The following is a 12,919-nucleotide window of genomic DNA, read 5'->3' on the forward strand; positions in this document are numbered from 1 at the left end:
CGATGACCTTTCCGCCACCCTCCGCCGCCGGTGCGTCGGACCGGACGCAGGTCCAGCGATGGCGGCGCGACGTGCGTGCCGCACTCGGCACCGGCGACCTCGCGCCCGATCTGCAAAGGCTGGCCGATGCGCTCGACGCCGCGAATGGCGAGGACGGCCTCCTCGTCGACCTCCATGGCATCGACACGTTGACGCCGAAGGAGGCCAACGCGCTTGCCGCATGGATCGGGTGCGGACCGATCGACCCGGACGCCACGGGGGGTGCGGGTGCGACCGGATGCTGGCACGGCCGACCGGTCGAGGTGCGGCTTCACAGCCTTGCCGCCGCCGGGCTGCTCCGGCTCGATGAACGCGTGCCGGTGGTGACGGTTGTCGTTGCCACCGCGCCGCTCGACCTTGCCGGACAGACCGGCATCGCGATGGTGCGTGCCGGCGTGGGCGACGGTCCGGTCTATTGGCTGGGCCATGGCTTCGCGCGGGTGGCCGATATCGCGGTGCTCGAAACCGACCTCACCCGATTACCGTCCGGCGGCCTGCGCGAACTGCTTGCCGGACCCGGTGGAAGTGCCCTCGACGGCGCACAGCTTCGATCGCAGGCAGAACAACTGCGTCGCATCGCGCGGGCGGCGCTGCATGCGCTGGGGCGGGTCAAGGCACGGTGCGAGGGAGAACTGATCCGGCTGAAGGAGGAGTCGGCCGCTCCGCCGCCGATGGGGTTCGTCGATCCGGCCGCCGGGTTGGCGCATGACGTGAGGCAATGCCGCCGGACGCTCGACGCATTCGTCACGCATCGCTTCGCCGAGGCGGGACGGGTCGGCGGCGACCTGATCGGCGCGGATGATGTCATCGGTCAGCCATCGGCGCGCGAGATGCGGTTCTCGATCAGCGATGCGGCGCTGCATCGGATTCGGGACGACGCCAAGCAACGATTTTCGGACACATTGGCCGCGGTCGCCATGTTGCTGGACCGGCGGGTCGCGGCGATCGGCGAACGCGCCGATGCGTTGTTCAGGGAGCGCGGGCTGGACGTCCATGCGGTCACGCCGCCGGTGTTTCACACCGACCCGATCGACCGCGACCTGGCAAGGGCCGCCGCCGATATCGACCCGGGCGAACGCCGCGCGCAACGCCGTTCGTTCAAGAGCCAGTTGACTGTTACTAATCCGCTGATGGTCCTCGCACCGTTGATTACCGCAGGTGGTTTCATCCTGTCGATTTCGGGGGACAGGCATTCGCAGCAGGCGCTCCAGCGTCTGGCTACCGGGACGCTTGGCGTCGTCACCGCGCTGTTGCTGGCGATCTCCCTCCTGCGGGCGATCCCGCGCCTGCGCGCCGAGCGTACCGCCGATCTGGCCGAGGCGACCGCCGGGCTGGCCGCGACTGGCGTACAGGCCGTCGCGGCGGTAGGCCGACAGGCGGCCACGCTCACCGCGCGCGCTGTTTCCGCGTATCTCGACCGGGTCGATGAGTGGATCGCCGGGACCCGGGCGAGCCTTGCGCCGTCGGCAAGCCCCGCCGCGAACCCGATGGCGGCGTTGTCGCGCGAGGGGGGCCTCAGGACCGAACTCAGCGGCATCGCCGCGCGGATCGCGGCAGTCACGGCCATCGCCGACCAGGCGCGAGGCGTGCGTTGATCCATCTGGCGATCACCGGCAACGAAGTGGCGCTCGGCCATTGGGACGAAACCGACGAGCAGGTCCGCCTTGCCGCGCGCCTGCCGACCGCGCTGGTCGCGATCGGAACGCGCGTTGCGGTGGGAGCGGCGGCGGCGGCGCTGGCGGAACTGCGCGACGCAGTGCCGTGCCCGGCGCTCGATCTTGCGCTCGATCAGCCATCTTCCCCTGGCGACGCGGTCGCATGGCTGGCGGTGCTGCTGACCCAGCTTCGCAGCGATGCCGCCGCGCAAGGCGTGCCCGTCGACGACGATACGGCGTTGATCCTGCCCGACGGTGCCGGCGCGCAGTTCGTCCGCAACGCGCGGGATGCCGCGACGGTGGCGGGGTTCCGGGTGACGATCGTCCGCAGCGTGACGGATTGCCTGCGCAGCGTGTCGACGCGTTCCGGTTCGGTTCGGTTCGTCGGCGCGTTCGACGGGCCGGCGTTGAGCCTGTCGGCGGTGGGCGACGGGGCGGAGAGCGCCGTCACGTGCGCGAACCTCGGCATCCACGCGCTGACCGAGGCGATCACCCACCTGCTCGTCGCGCGCCTTGCGGCGGCGGGTGTCCGCCGCCCCGTAACGCGGCAGCGCGACCGGCTGACCCATGCCGCGCGCACGATCCTGACCGCGTTCGGCGACGGTGCCGATATCGCCCGCACGATCCTCGAGGTCGACAACCGGTATGTCGAGATGCACGTCGCATCGCATGCGGTGGAGGCCGAATGCCGCGCGGCACTGTCCGCCTGCGAACGCGCGGTGTCGGAGCTTGTCCGCGACGCCGGGGGACGCGGCGGCGAATCGCTGTGGTTCGCGCGTCAGCCGCTGCCGGTCTGGCTGACGGCGGGTTTGGCGCGCGCCGTGCCGGGGTGGAAGATGCGAAGCGCCACGCTGCGCATGGTGATCGACGGCAGCATCGCGATGGGGCCCGCCGGCAGCGCGCCCTCGCCGTCCCCGGTGGCGGGACCGGTCGGCCTCGTCGTGGTCGACCGGACCGGCGTTCCCCGTTTCGAATCGCTGTTCGCACCGGGCGACCCGCCGAGGCAGCGGGTGGTCCGCATGCTGCGATTCGGCGCGGGAGCACGGGTGGAACTGGTGCGGGCATCGTCCGACGGCGCGTCGCATGTCTCGCTCGGATCGATCGACTTCGGCGACTTCGACCTGCTCGACTGGCCGGTGCAGTTCGAATTCGCGTTGCAGTCCAGCGGCCGGATCACGATCACCGGCAACGATCGGCAATCGGGTGTGACGGTGCAGCGATCGATGGTGTCGGTGCCCGGTCCGTTGGGCGAGGATGGCGCGTTGCATGACCTGCTGCTCCGAACCCGCCGCTGGCGGATGCTGCCGCCGCAACGGGGGGAGCGGTCGTGAGGCTCAACGACGCGCGGCAGCGGTTGAGCCTAGACCCGCTGGCGACGGTGGCGACGATCGAGGCGGCGGCAAAGCACGCACGGGCGCGCTGCGGCACGGATGGGGCGGCGGCCGACTTGGTCGATCGGGCACGCGCGCGTCTGCTCGACAGTCTCGATCGCCTGCCGCGCCTCGACGGCGCTGTCCACGACGAGGACGATCAAAGCGTCGACGGGGCCGACAGCGATGTTATCGGGCCTTCGGTGGAAGTGCCGCCCCTTCGCCCGCTTGCCGTGCGGTTCGCGCTGGCGGTATTCGGGCTGCTGATGCTGGTTGGCAGCGTTCTTGCCGATATTGCTTTTCCCATCGGATCGGACCCGGCATCGACGCCGTTCGTGTTGACGGGCGGTCTTGCGATGCTTGTCCTGGGCAGCGTGATGGCGATGCGGGCACGACGCTGCCGGATTCCCCGCCCTTCCCGTACCGCCTTGTGCTTCGCGCTGCAGGGAATGGCGATGGTGGCGTTCGTTCTGCTCGCACGACAGCCGTTAGAGATCGCCGTCTGGCCGGCGGCGGGCGCGGTGCTGTTCGCGCTACTGGCCAGCGGGTGTGCGTTTTGGGAACGGTCAGTGGCGGGGGTGCTGGACGATAGCTGATGCTACAAGCCGGCAGCGTTTGCCGTTGTCAAGATCGCCTTGCGTAACTCCACTGCCTTGGCCGGCTCCGCGCAACTCACATAGATGGCCCATGCGGGAACGTTGCCGTGACAGATCGTCAACACCGTGCATTGATCGATCGACCCTCGGGTGTAGTGGGTCTTACCCGCTTCGCGACCTGCTTCGGCAGGAGACGCGCCCTGCGCATCCAGTGCCGCTGTCATGATGCTGTTGCAGCTCTCCTGATCAACCCTTGCCTTGCCGGCAATGGCCGTGTCACTGGGCGCGCGTGATTCCAGCGATATGACCTGTTCCTGCAAGGTCGCGACCGATTGCTCCAGTTGCGCCTTTTCGGCCAGGGCCGTTGCCATCCGGGTTTCGCCCTCGGTGTCGGCATCCAGTTGGGCGCTGCACTGCGCCAGCGTATCCTTGCCCGCTTTCGCGATGCGGTCCCTTTCCTGCTTCAGCAGGGGGTAGACGCTGCTGCGGGAAATGCAGGCCCGATCGGCCAGGACCTGCGTGAGCGGTGCCCCGTCGTTACCCGATCCACATGCCGAAAGCGCCAGCGTCGCGACGATCGACAGGCGAACGCCGCGCCGAACGGATCGGTCCAGCTTTGCTTCTGACATAAGGCTCCCCGCCCGAGGATCATTGGACGCGAACAACTAGCACAAAATATCTTGTGTCGAAAGTAACAGGTTACTTCTAACACTATTTAGTAGAATTTGAATATAATTTCGGTCAATTTACTCAGGCGTAAATTATCTACCATATATATAAATACTTAAATAAACGAATACGTACTAATGTCGGAGATCGTTTTCGATATAGTGTCGAATATCATTTCATATATATGCAAAAAGACCGTTATGGTGACGTTATATATCAATCACTGCGTCGCCAGATAGCAGCACGCCAATGTTGGGCGTGAGGTCAAGTAAATCGTCACGCAACCATGCCGTCTTCGACCCACTGAGGCTTGGATAGGTGCCGCCGTATCCTTTTTATGCCGTTCCCGATTAGGAACGAGACTGTCTGAAAACCCGGATCGGGATTCCCGCGCGCGTCTGGGCAGTGTAGTCTCTGGTCATGGAGTATATCGAGGGGCATGCTCGGGACCAGGCGCTGCTGCTGCCGGCGTCGGTCGAGGATTATGTGGCAGCAGACAACCCGGTGCGGTTCATCGACGCGTTCGTCGACGACCTTGATCTGCGAGAGGCGGGGTTCCAGCGGTCACGACCCAAGCCGACGGGACGTCCGGGCTACGATCCGGCTGACCTGCTCAGACTGTACCTGTACGGCTACCTCAACCGTGTGCGGTCGACCCGGCGCCTGGCGGCCGAGGCGGCCCGCAATCTCGAGCTGATCTGGCTGCTGCGCGGGGTGCGGCCTGACTTCCGCACCATCGCCGACTTCCGGCGCGACAACCAGGCCTCGTTCAAGGCAGTGTTCCGCGCCTTCGTCCTGTTGTGCCGCAAGCTCGACCTGTTCGGACGCGAGTTGTTGGCGGTGGACGGAACGCGGCTGAAGGCGGTGAACAGCCGGGCTCGAAACGTCAGCCGCGAGCAGCTCACGACGTATCTCGCCGCGGCCGACGCACGGCTCGAGCGCTACCTGGCCGAACTGGACCAGATCGACCGTGGCGAGGACGCTGCCGACACCGGTCGCGGCGATATGCTGGCGACGAAGATCGCCCGGCTGCGCGAGCAGCGCCAGGCCAGCGCGGCGCTCATGGGGCAACTGGAGGACAGCAGCGAAGGACAGGTCTCGCTCACCGATCCCGACGCCCGCCTGATGGTCGCGCATTCCAGGGTCACGGTCGGCTACAACGCCCAGGTCGCGGTCGATGCGAAACACAGCCTGATCGTCGAACAGCACGTCACCAACGCCTGCAACGACATGGGCCTGCTGGCGCCCACCGTCGGGGCCGCCATGGATGCACTTGGGGTAGAGCGTATCGAAGCGGTCGCGGACATGGGGTATCATTCGGGCGACGATATCGTCGCGTGCGAGGCGGCCGGCATCACGCCTTACATTCCCCGCCCGCGTCGCGGCACCGCCGTCGGCAACGGCCTCTTTCCCAAGGAGCGGTTCCGCTACGATCCCGAGGCCGACGTCTATCACTGCCCCGGCGGACAGGTGCTGGACACCCGCTACGCTTCGGTGACGCGCGGCCATCTGTCTGTCCAGTATTCGAGCCCTGCCGCCTGTGCGGGCTGCCAGATCAAGGCGCGCTGCACCACGGGGCGCTGGCGACGCATCAATCGCGGCGAGCACGAGGCGGTCATCGAACGCATGGCAACTCGCCTCGCGAAGCGGCCCGGTATCCTCGCCATCCGCAAATCTACCGTCGAGCACCCGTTCGGCTCAATCAAACAATGGATGCACCAGGGTGCTTTCCTCATGCGCGGACTGGAAAAGGTCCGCGCCGAGTTCAGCCTGACGGCACTGGCCTACAATCTCAGGCGCGCCATCACCCTCATCGGCGTGCCGGGGCTGATCCAGGCGGTGCAGGCCTGATCCAGAGCGTTAAATCTACACCCACAGCGTCAGGTAGCGGATCGTTTCCGGCCCACTTTCGGCGCATGGTAGCCGAATATCGCCCACCTTCTCCCTACGCACCTCGATTCACTCCACCGGTTTCGATCACGGCTGAGTTCTCGGACGGTCTCGAAGGCTGAGGGGGAGGGTTGGAAGTTTCGTTCGATTCCATGCGTCGCGGGCGACCGGCTTTCCCGAATGAATTTTCCCGAAACTGCTTGCAGGACATGGAGAAACGGGACGCTCCGCAAGTGGACGTCTGCGTGGCGGAGCGCCTGTGCGGCTCGATCCGCATCAAGGGTGTCACCGGACCCGTCACGCGATCCATGCGACCTGATCGGTCCCGACCCGGAGCGGAAAGCGCTCCAAGGTCGGACCGCTGTCAGAGAACCCTGCAACAGACGTCATCCCGGCGAAGGCCGGAATCTCCCGGGGCCGGTGCGCGACAAGCGCCGCTGGAGGCCCCGGCCTTCGCCGGGGCGACGCCTTGGTACCGGTGGATCGGACTTTAGCGGTAGAAGATGTGATCCGCGATCTGGGCGACGCGGACGCGCTTGGGCATCGAGCTGCCCGCCGAATGGAAGAACAGCGCGCCCGGCGCGACGTCCTCGTCCTTGCCGCTCAGGGTGCGGATGGCGATGTCGACGGCGGTCGACCAGCGGCCGTTGTTGCGCGGGGGGTTGTAGGCGTCGACGTTGAAGAACTGGCCGCGCTGGCGGACCACGCCACAGGCGCTGTCGGCGAACCGGCCGCTCTTGACGCGGGCACGGATGACCTGCGCGACCGCCAGTTGCCCGCGATGCGGCTGATTGCCGGCTTCGTGGACCACGACCTTGGCGACGCATTCGACCTCGTCCTGGTCGATGTCGGCGGTGACATCGGCCACGGCGGGTTCGGGCTGGAGATCGGCTTCGGGGCGGGCTTGGGGAAGCGCCTGCGTCACCGGAGCGGGGGTGGTGACCGCATCGGGAGCGGTGGCGGGAACAAGAGCCGGGGTCGGTTGTGGCGCGACCTGTGCCGGATCGGCGGTCATCGCGATATGGGCACTTGCGACGCCGCTAAGGGCCGTCAGACACCATAAAACCAGTACGGACCAGCGCTTGTTCATTCCCACTCGCTATTTATGCGCAAGGGTGCCCGCCATCGGCCGCGGAAACGCGGACAAAATAAAGCGGCCGTCGGGATCCCCCACGTCTCGCCGTCCGTTTCCCGCGTCTCGGTCACGCGGCATACAGGAACGGCTGAAATCGTTCGCTCCCATCGCTTCGCGGCGGTCGGCTGTCAACCGGCGGACGCTGCGCCGGCGACGAACCGTTGGTTCCATCGGATCAATCCATCGCCGAAACGACCCGTCTACACCGGATCGGCGCCGGCAGGGGCGATCGTCCTCCCGCCGGGGATCACGACGAATCGACGGGCGGTGCCGGCCCGCATATCGCATCATTATGTCGGATACCCCCGCGCGACCGCTCAGTCGGTGTCGGGTTCCATCGCGATGATCCGTCCGGTCTTCGGGCTCATGCGGAAGTCCCATGTCCGGCCGTGGCGGGTCGCCTCGCCTTCCCAATGATCGTCCTTGGGTTCGATCTCGATCAGGCGATAGCCTTCGCGGTGCAGTACCCGCTCGGCCTGACCGATCGAAATCCAGTCCTGTCCGGGTTGATCGGCGCGCGCGGGGGCGGGCGCGATCATCAGTCCGGTCGCGATCAGGGCAAGGGTCTTCATGGCGGGGCTCCTCGACAGACGACAGGCGCGCGCACCGCGGCGCTCACGCATAGCGCCCGAACGCATAGGGGTTCAGAAAGGCGCGGGTCCGCAATATTTCGCGCTCCACCGGGGGTAGCGCCGCTTCGCCGCACGGCGCATCGATCACCGCTTGCGCCGCCGCCTCGCTGAGCAGGAACGGCAGTGCCGCCGCCCTGGCGGCGACCGGGCGGCTGTCGCTGCGCTGGCCAACGATCAGCATCGCCTGGCCCGCCTCGCTCCCCTGCCCTGTCGCCCGGGCAGCGGACGATCCTCCTTCGCGCAGCGGCAGTTCGGGGGCGATCCCGATCGCCCCGCCCCGCGACGATCGGGTCGGCGGCACCGGGCAACCAGATCCAGACATAGGCCTCAGAAGGCATCGTCGACCCGCGTGGCGTGACACACCGCGCCCGGCAGCAGCACGAGCCGGTCGGGGGGCCGTGTCTCGGACTGCGCCAGTCCGCCGGCTTCCAGCCCGAACAGCGGCACGCCGAGGATCGCGGCGACCCTTGAACACTGAACCGACCGCGCATCCTGCGTCGCCCCGCTCGATGCGGATCGTGCCGGCCATAAGGGGCAGCGCGTCGCTGGTATAGCGGTAACGAGGCACGGCCATGCGGCACTTGCAGCAAATATCGTACATTCGCCGCACCAAGCGCGGTATTCGCGACTTGCGGGCGGTTCACCCGTTCTTCTCTCTTAAAAACCTGAAAACAGCATCGCGCCTGCGTTAGAGGGTTAAATACTAGGTTAAAAGGTTAAGCGGCCAGCAGCACCCCGCAAACCCGCAGAAATCCACGAGTCGCGCCGATCCCTGCGTTCCCGAAGGATCGACGATCCGTTCCTGAAGTGTCGATGCCAGCGTTCCCGAAGGATCGACGATCCGTTCCCGAAGTGTCGATGGCCCGTTCCCGAAAGATCGATAGCCGTTCCCGAAGTGTCGATGCCCCCAGACACGACCAATGCGGCATCCGGCGTTTGAATCAGTTCACCCATGCCCGCCCACAGGAAGGTTCAAAATGGAGCAAACGCCCGCGATCCCCGCCGGGGCGTGGTCGCGAGTGCCGATACTTCGGGAACGCCTGCGCCGGGGATCAGCCCAGTTCGTGGCGATGCTTGGCGTCGAACCGGCGGACATAGCCGATGAACGCCGCCTGATAGCTGACCGGGGTGCGCGCCGGATCGCCGTCGATCCAGCTACGGAAATCGGCATGAAGCGTCTGGTAATCCCATCCCGGACATTCGGCCCGCAGCGTCGCGAGCGTGGCCGACGTGATCTCGCCATCGGTGGCGCGGGTGGCGAGGTGCTTCACCGCCTGGCGGATCGCGGCGGCGGCGTCGACCAGTTCGTCGGTCCGTCCAAGCGACGGCGCGGCGGGCGCGGCGATGGACAGGGTGCGTGGCCCGGGTTCGGGCCGCCGCCGCATCCGCAAGGCCGGTTCCTTGCCGTCGTCGCCCGGCTCCAGCGTCAGCGCATAGCCGGGCAGCTCGTCGCGCTCGGCGATCTTGGCGATCTCGAACTTGAAGCGGCGATATTGCCCCTCCGCCCCCGATTTCTCGAACAGGGTCGGCATCGAGATGGCGAACCCCCCCTCGCCCGCCCCGCCGGCATGCTTGCGCGCCACGCGGTACAGCCAGCGTTCGCGCCCGCCGGTCAGGTCGAAATAGGCGCGGTCGATCGACAGCACCCCGCCCGCCATCATCACCCCTTCCCAGAACCAGTTCGACAGCTCGATCGTCATGCCGCGCGACCGCTCGGTGGTTTCGTCGACCAGCTGGGTCCAGCCATCGAGCCACGAGAAGGTCGCCTCGCGCCGGCCGCGCGTGGTGGCGGACGCACCGGTGTCGGCGCGGATGTTGGTCTTGATCGTCGTCGCCACCAACCGGTCGAGCGACTGGCCGAGCAGTTCGTACGACCGTCCGGTCGTCGGCCGGCCGATCGCGCGCAGCAGGTCATAGGGCATCAGGTGCAGCGTGCGCGGCACGTCATTGACGCCGCGCCTTGCCATGTCGGCCAGCACGCTGGCGCAATAGATCAGAATATCGGCGTCCCAGATCGTCGCCATGCCGAACTCGGCGTTGGCCGACACATGCACCCACAGCTTCCCGTCGGGACTCTTGTAATCGATCGGCTTGATGCGCTTGGTCTTGGCGAGGCTGAAGAACGGGCGTTCCATCATCTCGCGCTGGTCGCGCAGCGGCATGTCGGCGAGATAGGGGAGGAACAGGTCGAACTGCCCGGCGCCCTTCGCGGTCGTATCCTTCGTCATCGGCCGACGACCCGTAAAAGTTTCCCCGGAGAAACTTTCGTCGTATCCGGCCCCGCCGGCGATGGCGGCGCAAAAGTTTCCCCGGGGAAACTTTCCCGTCGCCCGCCCCCGCGGCGAAGTTTCCCCGGGGAAACTTCTTGCCGCATCACCGTTGCAACCCCCGCCCCTGACGCTCCAGCTCGGCGAGCGCGTGGCGCAGCATGCCCGCGAGTTCGTCCGGCCCGACGCCCGATCCAGCGTGCAGCCGCACCGTCACCCCCTGCCGACCGACCGACTGCACGCTGAGCGCGGTCCGGCCGTGCGGCGTCGTGCAGACGATCGGCACCGGCGCGGCGATGTGGCGATGCGGTGCGGCGAGCAGGCAGCGCAGCACCTCGGACCCGGGCAGCGGCGGCAACCCGTCCTCGCGCAACGCCGCCTGTTCCTCCACCAGATGCTTTGCCTCGGCCAGAATCGCGGCCGATGCGGCGGGATCGTCGAGCGCCTGCGCCAGCGCATAGCCCGGCTTCAACTGCACCTCGGCGGGCGAGGCGAAGGCGGCGACGATCGCGTCGGGCAGCGCCGCGACTTTAAGCATCTTCGACAGCCAGCCCTTCGACAGCTTCAGCCGTTCGGCCATCCGCGTGGCGTGGTTGCCGTAATGCGTCTTGAGTGCCGCCGCATAGTTGCGTGCGCGCTCGAGGTCCGACACATCGGCGCGCGCGCGGTTCTCCAGATCGGCGAGGCGGAACGCCGCCTCGTCGTCGAGCGTCGCGACCTGCGCCACGAAGCGCATCTCGGGATAATTGTTCGCGCGCAGCCACGAGATCGACCAGTGCCGCCGCGTGCCCGCGATGACCTCATAGTCGTGGACCGCATCGCCCTCGACCCGGCGGACGACGGCGGGGACCTTCTGCCCGCCCTCGGCGATGATCGAATCGATCAGCTCGCGACACCCCGCCTCGGTCAGATGCGCGTAGGAGCGCGCATTGCCCGGCCAGATCCGCACTCGCGCCGGATCGAGCAGCAACTGCGTCACCTGCCGCACCTCGCCCGACGCGACCCGCGCCAGCGCCGATTCACGCCCCAGTAGCGTCGTGCCGCGCGCGCGTTCGGGCGGGGCGGGGGAGGGGGGTGCGGCCTCGTCGTCGAGCAACGCCGCCAGATAGTCGGACTGTTTACGTGCCATCGGATACCCCCTTTCTGCGGAACATATGCGGAACTTTCGCGTGTAGGAAAGGGGGGAGTTCGGGGCGGCCGCACCCGCCTGCGCGGATGCGTCGGACGGGCAGGGTGCCCGCCGGCCGGGCGGCCTGCGCGGCGGATGCCGCGCCGCGCCTTGCGCGGTCAGGCCGCCGCAACTACCGTCTCCTCGCTTGCCGGGGTCACCCGGCCCCATCCCTGCCGCACCAGTTGCGCGATCTGCCCCATCGCCTCGTCGAGATTGGCGCGACAGCGTTTGTGCGTCTTGGGCGTGCCGATCGGCTTTTCGAGTTCGTAGATCGTCATCATCCGCATCGCCGCATGGCTGATTTCGGCGGATTCGAGGATGGGGACGGGGAGGAGCGCGGGGCCGAAGCTCTGTTCCATGATCGCGCGCACCATCGCATGGCTCGGATCGTTGCCGTCGAACTTGGAACAGATCAGCCGGACGAAACTGTAGTCGACCTCGATCCCCGCGCCGCTCAACTGTTGCAGCACCTGGTCCATCATCGACAGGAACTGGACGGTCGAACAGAAATCGGGCGTCGTCGCCGCCAGCGGCACCAGCAGCGCGTTGGCCGCCTGCATCACCGCAAGGCTGATCGTGCCGAGTGCGGGGGGCGGATCGAGCAGCACCACGTCATAGTCGTGCGCCAGCGCGATCAGCCCGCGTTTAAGCTTGCGGAACCGCGCCGCCAGCACCGACTGCCCGTCGGACCCCGCCGCCGCCAGCTCATATTCGACGTCGAACAGCTCGAGGTTCGACGGGATCAGGTCGACGTTGGGCCACGGCGTCGCCTTGACCGCATATGCCAGATCGTCCTGCGTCGGATCGATCGAGAGATAGGGGTAGAGCGTTTCCTCGCGCGTGATGTTGAAATGCGGGTTGAAGCCGAACAGCGTCGTCGTCGTCGCCTGGCTGTCGCAATCGACCACCAGCACGCGATAGCCCTGCACCGCGAGATAATGGGCAAGGTGGCAGGTGACGGTCGACTTGCCGACGCCGCCCTTGAAATTCTGCACCGCGATGATCGCCGGCACGTCGCCGGTCGCGCGGGCGGGGGAGGCGCCCAGCACCTGCCGCATGTGCAGCAGTTCCTGCACGGTATAGCCGATCCGCCGCCCGTTCTCGCCCGCCGGGGGGGCGGGCAGCCGGCCGTCGTCCTCGGCCATGCGGATGCGGTTGGTCGAACAGCCGAGCAGCCCTGCCGCCTCGGCGATGCCGAAGCGCACGTTCAGCCCCTTGCGGCTTTCGGGCAGGAATGCTTTCCGCCGCAACCGCTCGATCATCCGTTCGCCGGCATCGGCCAGATCGCCGATCTGGGTCACGATTGCATTCATAATCCCACCCGATGACCGCTTTGAAGCTTGTTCGCCCGCGACACTGGACCGAATGCTTCAATCGTGCAAGCCCGTGGGCGTGAGCCCACGGAGCCTGTTTGAAAATGCGTCGAAACGCATTTTGCGGTGCCGGCCCGCTCCCCCTCCCGGCCACCCATCAATATACTTGCGTGGGTGGCCGG

At 67.1% G+C, this 12,919-nt stretch carries 11 protein-coding genes; 4 read left to right on the plus strand and 7 right to left on the minus strand.

Features of this window, described 5'->3' with window-relative positions:
- Window positions 1–2: 2 nt before the first annotated feature.
- From ASE78_RS04185 to ASE78_RS04195, 3 genes are read left to right on the plus strand one after another with little or no spacing between them, the layout of a single operon-like run.
- Window positions 3–1,634, plus strand: coding sequence for a hypothetical protein (locus ASE78_RS04185; protein ID WP_056493665.1), 1,632 nt, complete (start codon window positions 3–5; stop codon window positions 1,632–1,634).
- Window positions 1,631–3,025, plus strand: a complete 1,395-nt coding sequence (locus tag ASE78_RS04190; RefSeq protein ID WP_056493668.1) for a hypothetical protein — start codon at window positions 1,631–1,633, stop codon at window positions 3,023–3,025. The genes ASE78_RS04185 and ASE78_RS04190 overlap by 4 nt, the downstream gene beginning before the upstream one ends.
- A gap of 47 nt (window positions 3,026–3,072) precedes the next feature.
- Complete coding sequence (locus tag ASE78_RS04195) at window positions 3,073–3,660, plus strand: hypothetical protein (protein ID WP_156351281.1); 588 nt, start codon at window positions 3,073–3,075, stop codon at window positions 3,658–3,660.
- Window positions 3,661–3,662: 2 nt separating this feature from the next.
- Here ASE78_RS04195 and ASE78_RS04200 read toward each other — a convergent pair whose 3' ends face one another.
- On the minus strand, window positions 3,663–4,289 hold the full coding sequence (locus tag ASE78_RS04200; protein WP_056493672.1) for a hypothetical protein: 627 nt from the start codon (window positions 4,287–4,289) through the stop codon (window positions 3,663–3,665).
- 460 nt (window positions 4,290–4,749) lie between these two features.
- Here ASE78_RS04200 and ASE78_RS04205 point away from each other — a divergent pair, with 460 nt between their 5' ends.
- Window positions 4,750–6,180, plus strand: a complete 1,431-nt coding sequence (locus ASE78_RS04205) for an IS1182 family transposase (RefSeq protein WP_056493675.1) — start codon at window positions 4,750–4,752, stop codon at window positions 6,178–6,180.
- A gap of 529 nt (window positions 6,181–6,709) precedes the next feature.
- Here the strand turns inward: ASE78_RS04205 and ASE78_RS04210 are convergent.
- The 6 genes from ASE78_RS04210 to ASE78_RS04235 all read right to left on the minus strand — a co-directional run bounded on the left by ASE78_RS04210 (window position 6,710) and on the right by ASE78_RS04235 (window position 12,737).
- Window positions 6,710–7,234, minus strand: a complete 525-nt coding sequence (locus ASE78_RS04210; protein ID WP_162236462.1) for a cell wall hydrolase — start codon at window positions 7,232–7,234, stop codon at window positions 6,710–6,712.
- Between the two features lie 437 nt (window positions 7,235–7,671).
- Window positions 7,672–7,926, minus strand: a complete 255-nt coding sequence (locus tag ASE78_RS04215) for a PepSY domain-containing protein (protein ID WP_056493682.1) — start codon at window positions 7,924–7,926, stop codon at window positions 7,672–7,674.
- A 43-nt stretch (window positions 7,927–7,969) separates the two neighbouring features.
- Window positions 7,970–8,287, minus strand: a complete 318-nt coding sequence (locus ASE78_RS04220; protein WP_056493686.1) for a hypothetical protein — start codon at window positions 8,285–8,287, stop codon at window positions 7,970–7,972.
- A 751-nt stretch (window positions 8,288–9,038) separates the two neighbouring features.
- The gene (locus tag ASE78_RS04225) at window positions 9,039–10,214 is read right to left on the minus strand and encodes a replication initiator protein A (RefSeq protein WP_056493689.1); all 1,176 of its coding nucleotides are present in this window, start codon (window positions 10,212–10,214) and stop codon (window positions 9,039–9,041) included.
- 145 nt (window positions 10,215–10,359) lie between these two features.
- Entirely contained in the window at window positions 10,360–11,382 is a 1,023-nt protein-coding gene (locus tag ASE78_RS04230) for a ParB/RepB/Spo0J family partition protein (protein WP_056493690.1), read from the minus strand.
- 158 nt (window positions 11,383–11,540) lie between these two features.
- Window positions 11,541–12,737 (minus strand): AAA family ATPase, encoded by a 1,197-nt coding sequence (locus ASE78_RS04235; RefSeq protein ID WP_056493699.1) that lies wholly within the window; start codon window positions 12,735–12,737, stop codon window positions 11,541–11,543.
- Between the last annotated feature and the right edge of the window lie 182 nt (window positions 12,738–12,919).

The organism is Sphingomonas sp. Leaf25 (assembly GCF_001421635.1).
Lineage (GTDB): Bacteria > Pseudomonadota > Alphaproteobacteria > Sphingomonadales > Sphingomonadaceae > Sphingomonas.